Below are 18,371 nucleotides of genomic sequence, written 5' to 3'. Positions count from 1 at the left end.
CTCGCAATGACGAGCAGGATCAAATTATGTCCATTCTCGACAACACCATTTCCCCCGGCAGCGCGGCCTACCACGCCAACCGCGACGGTATGCTCTCGCTGATCGACCGCATGCGCGCGCTGGAAGAGCGCACGCGCGCGGCATCCGCCGCAGCAAAGGATCGCTTCCACAAGCGTGGCCAGCTACTGCCGCGCGAGCGTGTCGCGCTGGTGCTGGATCCCGGTGCGCCCTTCATCGAGCTGTCGACGCTCGCCGGCTACATGTTCGACGTGCCGGATGCGAACAAGAGCGTGCCCGGCGGCGGCGTCATCGCCGGCATCGGCTTCGTGTCGGGTATCCGCTGCATGGTCAGCGCCAACGACGCCGGCATCGATGCCGGCGCGCTCCAGCCCTATGGCATCGACAAGACGCTGCGCGTGCAGGAGCTCGCGCTGGAGAACAAGCTGCCTTACGTGCAGCTCGTCGAAAGCGCCGGCGCGAACCTGCTGCGCTACCGCGTCGAGGATTTCGTTCGCGGCGGCAACATCTTTCGTAATCTCGCGCGTCTTTCGGCGGCAGGCCTTCCCGTCGTCACCGTCACGCATGGTTCGTCGACTGCAGGCGGCGCCTACCAGACCGGCCTCTCCGACTACATCATCATGGTGCGCGGCCGCACCCGTGCCTTCCTTGCCGGGCCGCCGCTGCTGAAGGCGGCGACCGGTGAGATCGCGACCGAGGAGGAGCTCGGTGGCGCCGAGATGCACACGCAGGTGTCCGGCCTCGGCGATTATCTTGCCGAAGACGACCGCGATGCGCTGCGCATCGCGCGTGAGATCATGGCGGCGCTGGAATGGCAGCGGCCGGACAGGGTGGCTGTACAATTCAAGCCGCCGCGTTACGACCAGGACGAGCTGCTCGGCATCATGCCGATGGATCACAAGCGGCCCGTCGACATGAAGCAGGTGATTGCGCGCATCGTCGATGATTCCGATTTCACCGAGATGGCGCCGAATTACGGCCCGGCCACCGTCTGCGGCCATGCCCGCATCGAGGGTCAGGCCATCGGCATCATCACCAACAACGGTCCGCTCGATCCGGCCGGCGCCAACAAGGCGACGCATTTCATCCAGGCCTGCTGCCAGACCCGCACGCCGCTGCTCTATCTCAACAACACCACCGGCTATATGGTCGGAAAATCTTACGAAGAAGCCGGCATGATCAAGCACGGCTCGAAGATGATCCAGGCCGTGACCTCGGCGACGGTACCGCAGATCACGATCTATTGCGGCGCCTCGTTCGGTGCCGGCAATTACGGCATGTGTGGCCGCGGCTTCCATCCGCGCTTCTGCTTCTCCTGGCCCAACGCCAAGACCGCCGTGATGGGCGGCGAGCAGGCCGCCGAGACCATGGCGATCGTGACCGAGGCCGCCGCCGCGCGACGCGGCAAGCCGGTCGAGAAGGAGAAGCTCGAGGCCATGAAGGCGCAGATCATCGGCGTGTTCGACGGCCAGATGGACGTGTTCTCGACCAGCGCCCGCGTGCTCGACGACGGCGTGATCGATCCGCGCGATACCCGCGCGGTCCTGTCTGAAGTGCTCGCGATCTGCCGCGAGGGTGACGGACGTACGCCGCAGCGCATGCAGTTCTCGGTGGCCCGCCCATGAGGAACGGATCAGTGCAGCATCGGCCGTTCTTCAAGGTTTTGGTTGCCAATCGCGGCGAGATCGCACTGCGTGTGATGCGCAGTTCGCGTCAGCTCGGCCTCGGCGTCGTCGCGGTCTATTCGGATGCCGATCGCGACGCGCTCCACGTGAAGCAGGCAGATCAGTCCGTGCGCATCGGCGAAGCTTTGCCGGCGCAATCCTATCTCAACATCGCCGCGATCATTGCTGCCGCTAATGCCAGCGGTGCAGATGCCGTGCATCCCGGCTACGGCTTCCTCGCCGAGAACGAGGATTTTGCGCAGGCCTGCAAGGACGCCGGCCTCGTTTTCATCGGCCCGTCGCCGCAGGCGATCGAGGCGATGGGCAACAAGGCGGGCGCCAAGGAAATCATGAAGAAGGCCGGCGTGCCCTGCGTGCCCGGCTATCAGGGCGCCGACCAAAGCGACGAGGTGATGCACGCGGAGGCCAGGAAGATCGGCTTCCCCGTGATGATCAAGGCGGTTGCCGGCGGCGGTGGCCGCGGCATGCGGCTCGTCACCGACGCCGCGTCGTTCCCCGATGCTCTGCGCAGCGCGCGCTCCGAGGCTAAGGCCGCGTTCGGCGATCCGACCGTGATCCTCGAACGCGCCATCCAGAATCCGCGCCATATCGAGATCCAGGTGTTCGGCGACAGCCACGGCAATGCCATCCATCTCGGTGAGCGCGACTGCTCGGTGCAGCGTCGGCACCAGAAGCTGATCGAGGAAGCGCCATCGCCTGCGGTGACGCCGGAGCTGCGCGCAAAGATGGGCGAGGTCGCCGTCGCCGCGGTCAAGGCGCTGCGTTACGAGGGCGCCGGCACGCTGGAATTCCTGCTCGATGAAAGCGGCGCGTTCTATTTCATGGAGATGAACACGCGCCTCCAGGTCGAGCATCCCGTGACCGAGGCCATCACCGGGCTCGACCTCGTCGAATTGCAGCTGCGCGTTGCGCGCGGCGAGCCGTTGCCGGTGAAGCAGCAGGACATCAAATTCTCAGGCCACGCCATCGAGGTGCGACTGTGCTCCGAGGATGCCGCGCAGGATTTCATGCCGCAGTCCGGCCGCATGGCGCGCTGGCAGGTACCGGACGGCATCCGCGTTGAGCACGCGCTGCAATCGGGCACGGAGATCCCGCCGTTCTACGATTCCATGATCGCCAAGGTCATCAACCACGGCGCGACGCGCGAGGAGGCGCGGGGGCGGCTGATCGTCGGCCTCGAGCAGCTCACGGCGTTCGGCGTGACGACCAATCAGGCGTTCCTGATGTCCTGCCTGCGCCATCCCGGTTTTGCCCGGGGCGAGGCGACGACAGCGTTCATCGGCACGCATCGCGACGAGTTGCTGGCGCCGCGAACGGACGCCGCGTTCGCCACGGCGCTGGCGGGGCTGTTGCTTTACATCACCAATCCTCTCGCGCCGTCATGGCGCAGCGGGCGGAGTCTCGCGGCAACGTTCCCGCTGCCGACGAAAATCGAGATCGCCGGTCACACGCATGAGCTCGAAGTCACGCGCGAACGCGGCGGCAGCTACGTCGTGGCTTCCGACGGCCGGCAGGACAAGTTCGATATCGACCAGCTCGATGCCGAAGCCGTTCGCTTCCGCCACGATGGCGTGATGGACAACGCAAAATTCCTGCGCGACGGCGACCGGCTCTATCTCGGGCATCGCGGCATCCCGCTTGCGGTCACGGATCTCACCCTCACAGCACCGAAGGCTGCCGCCACCAACGGCGGCGACGGCAAAGTCCGCGCCGCCATGAACGGCCGCGTCGTCGCTGTCCTGGTCAAGCCGGGCGACCGTGTCACCGCCGGCCAGCCGGTGTTGACGCTCGAAGCGATGAAGATGGAGCATGTCCACAAGGCCGGCATCGACGGCGTGGTCGCGGCGATCGACGTTGCCGAAGGCGAGCAGGTGACGACGGGGAGGATCGTGGCGGAGATTGGGGCGGGTTAGCGCCTCAAACTCAGCTCGTCGTCCCGGCGAAGGCCGGGACCCATAACCACCGGGAGAGGTTATGATGCGAGCTGACAACTCCGAGTCTTCGCCAAACTCGATCCAGTGGTTATGGGTCCCGGCCTTCGCCGGGACGACGTCACTGGCTCCGCCCCGTCCCCTCATTCAACAAACACGCCACCTGGTGCCCATCACCGGCCTCCACCAGCGCCGGCCGCTCCGTCTTGCACTGCTCCACCGCAAACCGGCAGCGCGTGTGAAACGCGCAGCCCGGCGGCGGATTGACCGGGCTCGGCACATCGCCGTCGACAAGTGGCGCAAGCTTCTTCGCAAGCGGGTTCGCAACCGGCACTGAGGCCAGCAGCGCCTGCGTGTAGGGATGCCGCGGGTTGCGGAACAGCTCGTCCTTGTCGGCGATCTCGACGATGCGGCCGAGATACATCACGGCGACACGGTGGCTGATATGGGCGACCACTGCGAGGTCGTGCGCGATGAAGAGATAGGAGAAGCCGTGCTGCCGTTGCAAATCGATTAGCAGGTTGATCACCTGCGCCTGGATCGAGACGTCGAGCGCGGAGACCGGCTCGTCGCACACGATCAGCCGCGGCCCGAGCGCGAGTGCGCGCGCGATGCAGATGCGCTGGCGCTGGCCGCCGGAGAATTGATGCGGAAAATTGCGCATCTGGTCGGGCCGTAAGCCCACCTGCTCGAACAGTTGTGCGGTGCGTGCCACCAGCGCCTTGCCGGTCGCGAGCCCATGCACGGCCAGCGGCTCACCGACGATGTCGCCTGCGGTCATGCGCGGGTTGAGCGAGGCGAACGGGTCCTGGAACACGATCTGCATCGAACGGCGATGCGGGCGCAGCGCGGTCTTGGAGAGGTGGGTGATGTCCTCACCGTCGAGGCGGATCTGCCCCGAGGTCGGCTCGACCAGCCGCAGCACGCTGCGCGCCACCGTCGATTTTCCGCAACCGGATTCGCCGACGAGGCCTAGTGTTTCTCCGACACCAACCGAGAAGGAGACACCGTCCACCGCATGCACGGTGCCGACCTGCCGGCGCAGCACGCCGGCGCGCACGGGATAATGCTTCATGAGATCGGTGACTTCGAGCAACGCCCCGGTCATGCCACCTCCGCCACTTCTTCCGCGCGCCAGCATGCGGCGAGATGGCCACCGCCCCAATCTGCGAGCGGCGGATACTCGGCCTCACAACGCTTGATCGCGAGCTTGCAGCGCGGCGCGAAGGCGCAGCCCGGCGGCAGCCGAACCAGCGACGGCACGGTGCCGGGAATTTCATTCAGCCGCGCCTGCGCGGGGACACCGGATGCCGGCACGGTGGGAATCGAGGCCATCAGCCCGCGCGTGTAGGGATGTTTTGGTGCGGCGAACAACGCCTCGACGCTGGCTTCCTCGACCTTCTTGCCCGCATACATCACGATCACGCGCTGCGCGGTCTGGGCGACGACACCGAGATCATGCGTGATCAGCACGAGGCCGGTGCCGAGCTCCTTCTGGAGATCGAGGATCAGCGCCAAAATCTGCGCCTGGATGGTGACATCAAGCGCGGTGGTCGGCTCGTCCGCGATCAGAAGTGCCGGCCGGCAGGCCAGCGCCATCGCGATCATCGCGCGCTGGCGCATGCCGCCCGAGAGTTGATGTGGATATTCCCGCGCGCGACGTGCCGGTTCGGGGATGCGCACCAGGCGCAGCATCTCGACCGCGATCTCGCCTGCCTCCCTGGTCGAGACGGTCCGATGCAGCCGCACGGCCTCGCTGATCTGATCGCCGATCCGCATCACCGGGTTGAGCGAGGTCATCGGCTCCTGGAAGATCATGGAGATGCGATCGCCCCGGATTGCGCGCATTCCTGCTTCGTCCAGCGCCAGCAGATCGGTGCCTTCGAGCGTGATCGAGCCGCCGACGATGCGGCCGGGCGGATCGGGCACCAGCCGCATCAGGGACAGCGCCGTGACGCTCTTGCCGCAACCGGACTCGCCGACGATTGCCAGCGTTTCGCCGCGCTTCACGGTGAACGAGATGTCGTCGACCGCCTTGAACAGCCCCGAATTGGTGAAGAACACCGTTTTGAGGTTCTTTACCTCGAGCACGAGATCGGATGTGTTCGTCATCAGCCGCGCTGCCTCGGGTCGAGGATGTCGCGCAAGGCGTCACCGAACAGATTGGCGCCGAACACGGCGAGGCTGATGGCGATGCCCGGAAAAATCACGAGCCAAGGCGCGGTGCGGACGTATTCGGCCGCGGATTCCGACAGCATGCGGCCCCACGAGGGGTAGGGCTCGGGAATGCCGAGCCCTAGGAAGGAGAGCGAGGCTTCCGTGAGAATAGTCGAGCCGAGCTGGGCGGTGGCGAGCACGATCAGCGGCGCCAGTGTGTTCGGCAGCACGTGGCGCAGCGCAATCCGCGTCTCGCTCATGCCGATCGACTTGGCGGCCTCGATGAAGGGCAGTTCGCGCAGCGCCAGCGTGTTGGCGCGGATGACGCGTGACACGGTCGGGATCAGAGGAATGGCGATGGCGATGATGACGTTCGGCAGGGACGGACCGAGTGCCGCCGTCATGATCAGGGCCAGCACCAGCAACGGTAGCGCCTGGAGGACGTCGGAGACGCGCTGGAACACCAGGTCGACCCAGCCCGAGAGATAGCCGGAGGTCAGCCCAACGATGACGCCGATGGTGCCGCCGAGCGTGGTCGAGCCGATTCCCACCGCAAGCGAGATCCGCGCGCCGTGGATGATGCGGCTGAAGACGTCGCGGCCGAAGGAGTCCGTGCCCATCCAGTGCGTCAGGCTCGGGCGAGCCAGTGCGCGGGCGGCGTCGATCGTCAGGGGATCATAGCGCGCGATGAAGTCCGCGAAGATCGCGGTGAACACGAACGCGATCATGATAATGAGCCCGACCGCGCCGAGCACATGCCGCTGCGCCAGAAACAGCACCCGCCGCCAGCCACCGGTGGCGTGTGCCCCGGCGCGTCTCAGCTCAACCTCATAGTCGATCGCGGCCAAATAGGTCTCCTAATCGGTGTACCGGATGCGTGGATCGAACACCGCGTACAGCATGTCGACGATGAAATTCGCGCTCACCACCACGACGGCAATCAGCATCACCAGGTTCTGCACGATTGGATAGTCGCGCCAGCGGATCGCCTCGACCAGGAAGCGCGCAACGCCGGGGATATTGAACACGGTCTCCGTGACGATCAGGCCCCCGATCAAAAATGCCGCCTCGATGCCGATCACAGTGATCACGGGCAGAATCGCGTTTTTGAGCGCGTGCTGATAGTTCACGGCCGCATCGGAGGCGCCTTTGGCGCGCGCGGTGCGGATATAGTCCTGCCGCAGCACCTCCAGCATCGAGGAGCGGGTGATGCGCATGGTCAGCGCCGAACTGCGGAACCCGACCACCATCGCCGGGATGCAATAGGTCGCAAGCGCCTCGCCAAAGCTCTGCGGGTTCGGATTGAACAGCGGCATCTCGCCGAACATCGCCACCGATGCGGTGAGGACCAGCAGCCCCAGCCAGAATGACGGCAGCGACAGGCCGGACAGGCTCACCACGCGCAACGCATAGTCGAGCCGCGTGCCTTGTTTCACTGCGCTGATGACGCCGAGCGGAATGCCGATCGACGCCGAAAACAGCAATGCGAGGCCCGCTAGCCGCGCCGTGATCGGAATCCGCGGCAAAATCTCCTGAAGCGCCGGCTTCTCGGAGACGTAGGAGTAGCCGAAATCGCCACGCAGAAAGCCGCTGATCCAGTGCCAATATTGCACCACCAGCGGCTGGTCGATGCCGAGCTCCTTCTCCAGAGTGGCTTTATCGGCGGGGTCGACATAGCCGGCGGCGGCGAACAGGATATCGACGATGTTGCCGGGCACGATCCGCAACAGGAAGAAGATGACGATCGAGATCCCGAACAGGGTCACGAGCATCAGGAACAGGCGCCGCACCAGATAGGCAAACATTCGCGCCCTCCCGCCGAGCCGTTCGTGCGCTACTTGTCCATCCAAACGTCTTCGTACCGGTACCCATTATACGAGCTGTTCGTCATCACAGTCACGCCTTTGACATAGGGCTGCCAGCAGGTGCCGGTTCGCGCATGGAAGATGATCGGGCGGGCGACGTCCTCCTGCAATTTCTTGTCGATGTCCCACACCAGCTTCTTGCGCTTGGCGATATCGGTCTCCTGCGACTGCACGTCGAACAGCTTCTCGATCTCCTTGTTGCAGTAATTGGTATAGTTGCGCTCGGAGCCGCAGGAATAATTCTCGTAGAAGGACTGGTCGGGATCGTCGACGGCGTTGCCGGTCAGGTTGAGCCCGAGCATGTAGTCCTTGCGCGCGACCTTTGGGAACCAGTTGGCGGTCTCGACCACGTCGAGCTCGCCGTCGATATAGATGCTCTTGAGCTGGTCGATCAGGATCACCGCGGGATCGCGATAGACCGGAATGTTGCGGGTCGAGACCTTGACGGCGAGATGCTTGTCGGGTCCGTAGCCGGCCTTCTGCATCAGCTTCTTGGCTTCCTCGCGGTTCGCATTCACATCCGGGCCGTAGCCCGGAATGCTCTCGAGCATCTCCTTCGGCATGCCCCACAGCCCGTTCGGTGGCGGCAGCATGGTGCCGCCGACGTCGCCCTGGCCCTCGAACATGATCGAGATGAAGGCCTTGCGGTCGAGTGACATTGCCATGGCGCGGCGGATGTCGATGTTGTCGAATGGCGGCGCGCTTGAATTGACGATGATGTTGGTCGCGACATTGTTGGGTTCGACCTCGCAGATCGCATTGGGCGCCTGCGATTTGACGTCTTTCAGCAGCGGAACGCTCACCTCGGTCGGGAAGGTCATGTCGAACTTGCCGGCGACGAAGGCGAGGATCGCGGTCGAGCGGTTCGGGATGATGGTAAACTCGATGCCGTCGAGATAGGGGCGTCCCTTGCGCCAATAGTCGGTATTGCGGGTCAGCTTGATCGATTCATTGGCCTTGAACTCGACGAATTTGAACGGACCGGTGCCGATCGGATGGGTGCGCATGTCGCCGGGCGAGACGTGGCAGGGATAGACCGGCGTGTAGCCCGAGGCCAGCAGCGCCAGCAGCGAGGGCTGCGGCCGCTTCAGATTGAAGGAGACCTCGAGATCGCCATTGGTCGAGACGTCGTTGACCTGATCGTACCAGGATTTTCGCGGGTTCTGCCGGAACTTTTGCTGCGACTTGCCCATCAGCATGTCGAAGGTGCACTTCACGTCCGCCGAGGTGAATGGCTTATCGTCATGCCATTTGACGCCCTGGCGCAGCTTGAAGGTCAGCGTCTTGTTGTCGTTGACCCAGGCCCAGCTCTCGGCGAGCTCGGGGACGATGTTGTCCATCGTGTTCTGGGCCTCGTCCTGCTTGTAGATGACGAGATTGTTGAACACCGGCATGAAGGGAACATTGAGCGAGTAGGTCGCGCCTTCATGGATCGAGGCGTTGCCAGGGCTGTCGCGGTGATACATCCGCAAAATGCCGGCCTGCTTGGGCTCGCCGGCGAATGTTGTGGTCGAAAACGCCAGCATAGATAGCGCCGCCATCGCGGCGAGCGCCCGTACGCTCCGCATCCTCAGTCCTCCCTGGACATTAGTCTTTTAGGCCTTTTGTGGCCGGTTTGTCAGGACGATAGCGACGCGTGCGCGGTGAGGCAACCAGCAAGGCCGCTTGCCATCTCGACAATTCGGATGACGGATGGCCGCAGGGGAGTGGCCTCAAACTCCACCGTCGTCCCGGCGAAGGCCGGGACCCATAACCCCAGGGAGGAGTTTGGCGAAGAAAGCCGTTCGGTATTGCGAGTGTGGGGCGCGAGTTTGCCAACCCCTCACACAATCCGCGACGTCTTATTCCCCCAATATCGGTCCCGCAGCAGCCGCTTGTACAGCTTTCCCGTCGGCAGCCTTGGCAATTCCTTTTCGAAATCCACCGAGCGCGGCACCTTTTGCCGCGACAGCGACGCCCCGCAGAAGGCGATCAGCTCTTCGGCGAGCGTAGGCCCCGGCGCCACGCCGGGCATCGGCTGCACCACCGCCTTCACTTCTTCGCCGAGATCGGGATTGGGCACGCCGAACACCGCCGCATCCGCAACCTTCGGGTGGGTGATCAGCAAATTCTCGCATTCCTGCGGATAGATGTTCACGCCGCCGGAGATGATCATGAAGGTCGCGCGATCGGTGAGATAGAGGAAGCTGTCCTCGTCGATATAGCCGACATCGCCGACGGTGCTCATGCTGCCGTCGGCCGAGCGCGCCTCCTTGGTCTTCTCCGGGTCGTTGAAATATTCGAATGGCGATCCCGTCTTGAACCACACCTGGCCCGGCGTGCCGGTCGGGCACGGCCTCATGTCCTCATCGAGAATATGGAGGTCGCCGAGCAGCACTTTGCCGACGGTGCCGCGATGCGCGAGCCATTCCTCGCTGTTGCAGGCCGTGAAGCCGAGGCCTTCGGTCGCGCCGTAATATTCGTGGATGATCGGGCCCCACCATTTGATGATGTCGTCCTTCACCAGCGCAGGGCAGGGGGCTGCGGCATGGATGGCGATCTCGAGCGAGGACAAATCGTAGCGGTGGCGCACCTCCTCCGGCAGTTTCAGCATCCGCGAGAACATCGTCGGCACGAGCTGCGTGTGGGTGATGCCCCACTGCCCGACGAGCTGGAGGTAACGCTCGGGATCGAAATTCTCCATGATGATCGCGGTGCCGCCCATGCGGATCGTAAGGTTCACAGCGGCTTGCGGCGCGGAGTGGTAGAGCGGGGCTGGCGACAGATAGACCATGCCTTCGCGGTAGTGCCAGAGCTTTGTGAGGAAGTCGAACAGCGCCAGATTGTGCTTTGGCGGCTCCTCCGGAAGCGGCCGAATAATCCCTTTGGGACGACCCGTCGTGCCCGAGGAATAGAGCATGGAGGTGCCGAGCCACTCGTCCGCAATCGGTGTCTTCGGCAGATCGGCGGTCACATCCGCAAGCCCAACGATGCGATCGTTCTCGCCCGGGCCGTCAGCGACGATGCAGAGCTTGACGTCGGGGCAAGCCGTGATCGCCTCGCGCGCGATATCGAGCTTCGCCACTGACGTAATCAGGATTTTCGATTGGCTGTTGACGAGGAGATAGGCGAGCTCGCCCGCAGTGAGGTAGGAATTGATGCAGGTGTAGTACAGTCCGGACCGCTCGCCGGCGCCGCAGGCTTCGAGATAGCGGGAATTGTTCTCCATGAAGATCGAATAATGGTCGAGCCGCTTCAAGCCGTGCTTGCGAAACAGATGCGCCAGCCGGTTGCTGCGCGCATCGAGCTCGCGATAGGTGACGGTCTCGCCGGTCGCAGCCATGATGAAGGCGGGTTGCAGCGGGCGTAGACGGGCATGCTGACCTGGGTACATCAGTCCTCCGGCTCTGGATTATGCGGCGAGAAGCAGGATTTCGCGCACCTGCGCGGGACCGTCGATCTTGCGCGGGTTGCGCGGCACCCAGGGCGTGCGCATGGCCTGCTCGGCTATGGCGTCGAAGTGCTCCGGCGAGACGCGGACATCGGCAAGGCTGCGCGGCATGCCGAGCGAGCGGATGAAGGCATCGAGCACGTCGGCGGCGTTGTGGCCGGGAAAGCCCATCGCGGCGGCGACGATCATCTGGCGCTCGGCATTGTCGCGTGCATTCCAGCGCATCACCGCCGGCAGCATGATGCAGGAGGTGTAGCCGTGCGGCACGTCGAACGCCGCGCCCAGCACGTAGCCGATACCGTGGCTCGCGCCCATCGGTACTCCGGCCGCGAGCGCGCCCATCGACAGCCAGGTGCCGATCTGCGCATCCATCCGCGCGTCGAGATCGGCAGCGTCGGCTTTCACCCGCGGCAGCGCGTCGGCGAGCATGGCGAGGCCCTTCACCGACTGCGCGTCGGCGTAGGGGTGAGTCTCGCGCGAGCAGATCGCCTCGACGCAATGGTCCAGCGCGCGGATACCAGTCGAAAGAAATAACCATTCCGGCGTGTGCAGGGTGATGGCGGGATCGAGGATGGTCGCGCGCGGCACGGTCAGCGGATGCCGCAGCATCTCCTTCACATGGCTGCGGCGGTTGGTCACGCCTGCGATCGCGCTGAACTCGCCGCCGGCGATCGTGGTCGGCACGCTGATCTGGCGAACGGTCGGCGCGGTCATCTCGGGGGCAACGCCCTTGTGCACGCGGATGCGTTCGATGCCGTCGATATCATCGATGCCGTTGGCAAGGCAGAGCTGCACCGCCTTGGCGCCGTCGGTGGTCGAGCCGCCGCCCACCGTGACGATCAGATCGGCACCCGCCTCGCGTGCCGCATTGGTCGCCGCGATCACCGCCTCGCGCGGCGTGTGTGCCGGCATGGCGTCGAACAGGCCCGCGCAGCGCGCGCCCAGCACTTCCCTGATTTTTGCGATTTCATCGGTCTGCCGGTTCAGCGTGCCGGACACCATTAGGAAGGCGCGGCGCGTTCCCAGCCGGTCCATCTGCGCGACAACGGCCTCGGCCGCAGGATGGCCGAACACAACCTCCTCGATCGCGCCATAAACGACACGTCCCTGATGCACGCCTGTCCTCCCGGACAATTCGCCTTGTTTTTGTGAGGGTAATCTAGCCGAGTGGCCGGCGTCCGTCATGTGCGAAGACGCTGGGGGCTTCTTGCTTCTCCCTCTCCCCATAGGCGGGGAGAGGCGAAGGGAGGCGCACCCGCAGCGCCGCCTCATTCATTGTCAACCCGTCACCCGGCTAGGGCACTCTCCCGAGCGTTGCGTGCGTCCTCGTCTTGAAGATTTCATCATGGTGACCCATCTTGTGTCCCCCGCGGGTAGGCGCGTACCCTGCTGTTTCTGCGGCTTTGATGCGAGGACTTGGGATGAGCGGATCGGGCGGAAACGAGCAATTTGTCAAAACGCACGGTTTCGTTCAGCCGCGGCCTCGCCTCATCGCCGGGCTTCTTGCCGCGGCATTCGCCCTTGCCGGCTGTGGGCAGCCGACCTCGCAGGCGGCGGCCCCGCCGGCGCCGCCGGTGACCGTCGCCCAGCCGGTCAAGCGCACCGTCACCGATTGGGACGAGTTCACCGGCCGCTTCGAGGCGTTGGAGGAGGTACAGGTGCGCCCTCGCGTCGGCGGCTACGTCAACTCCGTCGAGTTCCAGGACGGCGCGATCGTTCGCGCCGGAGATCTACTCTATGTGATCGACCCGCGTCCGTTCGAGGCGGTGGCGGAGCAGGCGGATGGCCAGCTCTCGGACGCGCGCGCCAAGGTGGAGCTTGCCAAGCGTGAGCTCGATCGCGGCCTGAACCTGGTCCAGACCAGCGCGGTCTCCGAGCAGGTCGTCGACCAACGCCGTCAGGCGTTGCAGGCAGCGCACGCCGCGGAGACGCAGGCCGAAGGTGCGCTGAAAGCCGCCAGGCTCAACATCGAGTTCACCCATGTGACCGCGCCGATCACGGGCCGCGTCAGCCGCCATCTCGTCAGCCCCGGCAACCTTGTGCAGGGCAGCGACAATGGCTCGTCGACGCTGCTGACGTCGATCGTGACGCTCGACCCGATCTACGTCTATTTCGATTTGGATGAGGCGACGTTCATCAAGTACAGCAAGCTCTGGTTCGAGGGTAAGCGCCCGAGCTCGCGCGATACGGCGAACCCGGTGCAGGTGACGCTGGCCGGCGAGACCAAGCCGTCGCATGACGGCGGCATCAACTTTCTCGACAACCGTCTCGATGTCTCGACCGGCACGCTGCGCAGCCGCGCCGTGATCAAGAACACCGATCTCTCGATCCTGCCCGGCCAGTTCGGCCGCGTCCGCCTGATCGGCAGCGCGCCCTATGACGCCCTGCTGATTCCGGACGTTGCAGTCGCGACCGACCAGTCCCGCAAGATCGTGTTCGTGGTCAAGCCGGACGACACCGTCGAGGCGCGTCCCGTGGTGCTCGGTCCCCTGGATGAGGGCCTGCGCGTGATCCGCGAAGGATTGAAGGCGGAGGATCGCGTCATCGTCAACGGCATCCAGCGTGCCCGCGTCGGCGCCAAGGTTGCCCCGTCTCCCGCGCAAGCGCCGGCCGGTGGCAAGCCTGGTGACAAGTCATGAATCTGGGCCGTCTTTCCATCAACCAGCCCATTTTGGCGATGGTGCTGTCGATCGTGCTGCTGATTGTCGGCGCGCTCGCCTACACCACGCTGCCGGTCTCCGAATATCCGCAAGTGGTGCCGCCGACCGTCGTCGTCACGACGCAATATCCCGGCGCCTCCGCGCAAACCGTGTCCGACACGGTCGCTGCTCCCATCGAGCAGCAGATCAACGGCGTCGAGGACATGCTGTATCTCTACAGCCAGGCGACCTCGAACGGCCAGCTCACCGTCACCGTCACCTTCAAGCTCGGCACCGACCTCGACAAGGCCCAGGTGCTGGTGCAGAACCGCGTTGCGATCGCGCAGCCGCAGCTGCCGGACGAGGTGCAGCGTAACGGCGTCGTCACCCGCAAGAACTCGCCCGACATCCTGATGGTCGTGTTCATGCTGTCGCCCGACGACACCTTCGACCAGCTCTACATCTCCAACTACGCGCTGCTCCAGGTCCGCGACCAGCTGCTGCGGATCGACGGCGTCGGCGACATCCAGATCTTTGGCGCACGCGACTATTCGATGCGGCTGTGGCTCGATCCTGACCGGATCGCCAATCTCGGCCTGACCTCGACCGAAGTGCTGGCGGCGATCCGGGCGCAGAACGTGCAGATCGCGGGCGGTCAGATCGCCGAACCGCCGATCGCCGATCGCGCCTTCCAGCCAAATCTCGTTTTCACCGGGCGCTTGAAGGACCAGAAGCAGTTCGAGGACATCCTGATCAAGGCCGGCTCCGACGGCCGTACGGTGCGCCTGCGCGACGTCGCCCGCATCGAGCTCGGTGCGCTGGCCTACTCCACCAACAGTTTCCTGTTGCGCAAATCCGCGGTCGCGATGCTGGTGACGCAGCGGCCCGGGTCGAACGCGCTCGCGACCGCCAAGAACATCTCCGATACGATGGTCAATCTCAAGGCGAGCTTCCCGAAGGGCCTCGACTACAATATCGGCTACAACCCGACCGAGTTCATCGCCCAATCCGTCCATGAGCTGATCAAGACCATCTACGAGGCCATGCTGCTCGTGGTCATCGTGGTGCTGGTGTTCCTGCAAGGGTGGCGGCCCGCGATCATCCCGATCATCGCTATCCCGGTCTCGCTGGTCGGCACCTTCGCGGTGATGGCGGCGCTCGGTTTCTCCATCAACAATCTCACGCTGTTCGGCCTCGTGCTCGCCGTCGGCATCGTGGTCGACGACGCCATCGTCGTGGTCGAGAATGTCGAGCGCCATCTTGAGCACGGCTTGAGTCGGCGCGACGCAGCACTGAAGACGATGGAGGAGGTCGGCGGCGCGCTGGTCTCGATCGCGCTGGTGCTGTGCGCGGTGTTCGTGCCGACGGCGTTCATAGGGGGTATTTCCGGGCAATTTTTCCAGCAATTCGCCGTCACCATCGCGGTTGCGACCGCGCTCTCCTGCTTCTGCTCGCTGACGCTGTCGCCGGCTTTGGCCTCGCAGATCCTGGTGCCGCATGGGGAGAAGCGACCGCCGGCAAGCTGGAATCTCATCGCGCGCGGCTGGGGCGCCTTCACCGGCGTCTTCAACCGTGCGTTCGACCGGCTGGCGCATGGCTATGCCAGTGTCGCCAATTTCGTGATCCGGCACTCGGTGGTGATGATCCTGATCTATGTCGTGCTGATCGGCAGCGCCGGCTGGCTGATCGGAACCACGCCGCAGGGCTTCATCCCGGCGCAGGATCGCGGCTACGTCATCATCTCCGTGCAACTGCCCGGTGCGGCATCGCTGGCGCGCACCACCGAAGTCGTGCGCGAGATCGAACGCATCTCGCTGGATACGCCAGGCATCGTCCGTGTCGCCGCCTTCGCCGGGTTCTCCGGCGCCACCCGCACGCAGGCCGGCAACGCGGCGGCGTTGTTTCCGGTGTTCGACGAACCCGAGGTGCGTCTGAAGAAGGGGCTGTCTGCCAACGCCATCACCGCCGAGTTGCGCAAGCGTCTTGCCGCGATCCAGGGCGCCTTCATCATCGTCATTCCGCCGCCGGCCGTGCCCGGCATCGGCACCGGCGGCGGCTTCACAATCCGCATCCAGGACCGCCAGGGCCGCGGTCCGGAGCTGCTCGCCGCGGCCACCGACGAGCTTGTCGCCGCGGCGCGCAAATCGCCCTCGCTGCTTGGTCCCACGGTGTTCTCGCCATTCTCGGCCAATACGCCGCAGCTCTTCGTCGACATCGACCGCACCAAGGCGCAGAAGCTTGGCGTGCCCATCGCCAACATCAACGACACGATCCAGACCTATTTCGGATCGACCTATGTCAACGACTTCAATCTGTTCGGCCGCACCTACCACGTCACCGCGCAAGCCGATTTCCCGTTCCGAAAAGAGCCAAGCGATCTCTCGCGGTTGCGCACGCGCAACGCCTCCGGCGACATGGTGATGCTCGGCAGCGTGGTCGAGTTCAAGGACGTCTCCGGCCCCGACCGCGTCGCGCGCTACAATCTCTATGCGGCGTCCGAGCTGCAAGGCGAGCCGGCGCCGGGCACCAGCTCGACCACCGCGCTCAACACCATCAAGAAGCTCGCCGACGACACCTTGCCGAGCGGCTTCACCTTCGAGTGGACGGACCTCTCTTATCAGCAGGTCACCGGCGGCAATGCCGGTCTGCTCGTGTTCCCGATCTGCGTGCTGTTCGTCTATCTCGTGCTCGCCGCGCAATATGGCAGCTGGACCCTGCCGTTCGCGGTGATCCTGATCGTGCCGATGTGTTTGCTCGCTGCCACCATCGGGGTGCGCATCATGGGCCAGGACGTCAACATCCTGACGCAGATCGGCTTCGTCGTGCTAGTGGGGCTGGCGGCGAAGAACGCGATCCTGATCGTCGAGTTCGCGCGCGACATCGAGAAGGAAGGCAAGCCGCGCCTCGAGGCCGTCATCGACGCCTGCCGCCTGCGCCTGCGACCGATCCTGATGACGTCGTTCGCGTTCATCCTCGGCGTGCTGCCGCTGGTGATCTCGTCCGGCTCCGGCTCGGAGATGCGGCAAGCCGTGGGCGTCGCCGTGTTCTTCGGCATGATCGGCGTCACTTTGTTCGGCCTGCTGTTCACACCGATCTTCTATGTGGTGGTACGGAACCTGGCCGAGGGGCGGAACGAGGGGAAGCCCGAGGCTAAGGCGTGATGCTAGTCACTGTGGCCACTCGCGTATCCACAATCTCGCTGTCGTCCCGGCGAAGGCCGGGACCCATAACCACAGGATCGAGTTTGGCGAAGACCCGTGGTGACCAGCTTCATGCGACAACCACTCCCTGTGGTTATGGGTCCCGGCCTTCGCCGGGACGACAGCGGAGAATGTAGCGCGCACACCGCCCATACTAACGATCTACTTGAAATCGATGGGCAGGCTCCGCGTTCTTCACTACTATCCGCGCGATTTCAAAACAGAAAACTGCTGGGAGCTAACAGATGAAATCAGCACTTTTGGCCGCTGTCGCAACGTCGGCGTTGTTGCTGGCCGCGCCGGCCTCCGCGCAAGGCGTCAAGATCGGCATCCTCAACGACCAGTCTGGCGTTTATGCCGATTACGGCGGCAAGTATTCGGTCGAGGCCGCCAAGATGGCGATCGAGGATTTTGGTGGCGAAGTGCTCGGCCAGAAGGTCGAGATGATCACCGCCGATCACCAGAACAAGCCGGATCTCGCCACCTCCATCGCGCGCCGCTGGTATGACGCCGACAATGTCGACATGATCACCGAGCTGACGACGTCGTCGGTGGCGCTCGCCGTGCAGGACCTGTCGAAGGAAAAGAAGAAGATCGACATCGTGGTCGGTGCGGCCACGTCGAGCATCACGGGTGCTGCGTGCTCACCCTACGGCTTCCACTGGGCCTTCGACACCCATGCGCTTGCGGTCGGTACCGGCGGCGCGCTGACCAAGGCCGGCGGCGACAGCTGGTTCTTCCTCACCGCCGACTACGCCTTCGGCTATGCGCTGGAGAAAGACACCAGCGAGATCGTCACCACCAATGGCGGCAAGGTGCTGGGCTCGGTCCGCGTTCCCCTCAACTCGTCCGACTTCTCCTCCTTCCTTTTGCAGGCGCAGAGCTCGAAGGCGAAGATCGTCGGCCTCGCCAATGCCGGCCAAGACACCACCAACTCGATCAAGCAGGCAGCTGAATTCGGCATCGTCCAGGGCGGCCAGAAGCTCGCCGGCCTGCTGATGACGCTCGCCGAAGTCAACGGTCTTGGTTTGCAGGCGGCGCAAGGCCTCGTTCTCACCGAAGGCTTCTATTGGGATCATGACGACACCACGCGTGCGTTCTCCGAGCGCTTCTTCAAGCGCACCGGCCGGATGCCGAGCATGATCCATGCCGGCACCTATTCGGCGACGCTGAGCTATCTGAAGGCGGTGAAGGCTGCCGGCACCAAGGACAGCGACGCCGTTGCCAAGAAGCTGAAGGAGTTGCCGGTCGACGACGCCTTCGCCAAGGGCAAGGTGCTCGAGAACGGCCGCATGGTCCACGACATGTATCTGTTCGAGGTCAAGAAGCCCTCGGAGTCGAAGAAGCCGTGGGACTATTACAAGCAGCTCGCGGTGGTCCCCGGCGACCAGGCGTTCGCTACGGCCAAGGAGAGTGGCTGCCCGCTGACGAAGTAGCGGGAAGAGG

Annotated in this window: 12 protein-coding genes; 5 read left to right on the top strand and 7 right to left on the bottom strand. The window is 64.4% G+C overall.

Features of this window, described 5'->3' with window-relative positions; translation table 11 throughout:
* The first annotated feature begins 26 nt into the window (after nt 1-26).
* Together UP06_RS22705 and UP06_RS22700 are read left to right on the top strand one after the other, a co-directional pair.
* Entirely contained in the window at nt 27-1,643 is a 1,617-nt protein-coding gene (locus UP06_RS22705) for an acyl-CoA carboxylase subunit beta (protein ID WP_045005888.1), read from the top strand.
* Nucleotides 1,640-3,616 (top strand): acetyl-CoA carboxylase biotin carboxylase subunit, encoded by a 1,977-nt coding sequence (locus UP06_RS22700; protein ID WP_045005886.1) that lies wholly within the window; start codon nt 1,640-1,642, stop codon nt 3,614-3,616. The genes UP06_RS22705 and UP06_RS22700 overlap by 4 nt, the downstream gene beginning before the upstream one ends.
* Nucleotides 3,617-3,755: 139 nt before the next feature.
* On the opposite strand, the gene UP06_RS22695 is transcribed toward UP06_RS22700, so the two are convergent.
* The 7 genes from UP06_RS22695 to UP06_RS22665 all read right to left on the bottom strand — a co-directional run bounded on the left by UP06_RS22695 (nt 3,756) and on the right by UP06_RS22665 (nt 12,202).
* Nucleotides 3,756-4,742 (bottom strand): ABC transporter ATP-binding protein, encoded by a 987-nt coding sequence (locus tag UP06_RS22695; protein ID WP_045005884.1) that lies wholly within the window; start codon nt 4,740-4,742, stop codon nt 3,756-3,758.
* Complete coding sequence (locus UP06_RS22690) at nt 4,739-5,746, bottom strand: ABC transporter ATP-binding protein (RefSeq protein WP_045005883.1); 1,008 nt, start codon at nt 5,744-5,746, stop codon at nt 4,739-4,741. The genes UP06_RS22695 and UP06_RS22690 overlap by 4 nt, the downstream gene beginning before the upstream one ends.
* Entirely contained in the window at nt 5,746-6,639 is an 894-nt protein-coding gene (locus tag UP06_RS22685) for an ABC transporter permease (protein WP_045005882.1), read from the bottom strand. The genes UP06_RS22690 and UP06_RS22685 overlap by 1 nt, the downstream gene beginning before the upstream one ends.
* Nucleotides 6,640-6,648: 9 nt before the next feature.
* Nucleotides 6,649-7,596, bottom strand: a complete 948-nt coding sequence (locus UP06_RS22680) for an ABC transporter permease (protein WP_045005881.1) — start codon at nt 7,594-7,596, stop codon at nt 6,649-6,651.
* 29 nt (nt 7,597-7,625) lie between these two features.
* Complete coding sequence (locus UP06_RS22675) at nt 7,626-9,224, bottom strand: ABC transporter substrate-binding protein (protein ID WP_045005880.1); 1,599 nt, start codon at nt 9,222-9,224, stop codon at nt 7,626-7,628.
* Between the two features lie 254 nt (nt 9,225-9,478).
* The gene (locus tag UP06_RS22670; RefSeq protein WP_045005879.1) at nt 9,479-11,029 is read right to left on the bottom strand and encodes an AMP-binding protein; all 1,551 of its coding nucleotides are present in this window, start codon (nt 11,027-11,029) and stop codon (nt 9,479-9,481) included.
* Nucleotides 11,030-11,047: 18 nt separating this feature from the next.
* A complete protein-coding gene (locus UP06_RS22665) occupies nt 11,048-12,202 on the bottom strand; it encodes an iron-containing alcohol dehydrogenase (RefSeq protein ID WP_045005878.1) in 1,155 nt (384 codons plus the stop codon).
* 305 nt (nt 12,203-12,507) lie between these two features.
* Between UP06_RS22665 and UP06_RS22660 the strand changes: the two genes are divergently transcribed.
* The 3 genes from UP06_RS22660 (at nt 12,508) to UP06_RS22650 (ending at nt 18,361) form a co-directional block, all read left to right on the top strand.
* Nucleotides 12,508-13,725 carry an efflux RND transporter periplasmic adaptor subunit gene (locus UP06_RS22660; protein ID WP_045005877.1) on the top strand — a complete coding sequence of 406 codons (1,218 nt, stop codon included), beginning with the start codon at nt 12,508-12,510 and terminating at the stop codon, nt 13,723-13,725.
* Entirely contained in the window at nt 13,722-16,886 is a 3,165-nt protein-coding gene (locus UP06_RS22655) for an efflux RND transporter permease subunit (protein ID WP_045005876.1), read from the top strand. Before UP06_RS22660 ends, UP06_RS22655 begins: the two co-directional genes overlap by 4 nt.
* Before the next feature lie 284 nt (nt 16,887-17,170).
* Nucleotides 17,171-18,361 (top strand): ABC transporter substrate-binding protein, encoded by a 1,191-nt coding sequence (locus UP06_RS22650; protein ID WP_045005875.1) that lies wholly within the window; start codon nt 17,171-17,173, stop codon nt 18,359-18,361.
* The last annotated feature ends 10 nt before the right edge of the window (nt 18,362-18,371 follow it).

It is taken from the genome of Bradyrhizobium sp. LTSP857, assembly GCF_000938285.1.
Taxonomy (GTDB): domain Bacteria; phylum Pseudomonadota; class Alphaproteobacteria; order Rhizobiales; family Xanthobacteraceae; genus Bradyrhizobium.
Note: the sequence above shows the minus strand (reverse complement) of the source record. Positions and strands in the feature narration are given on the sequence as shown.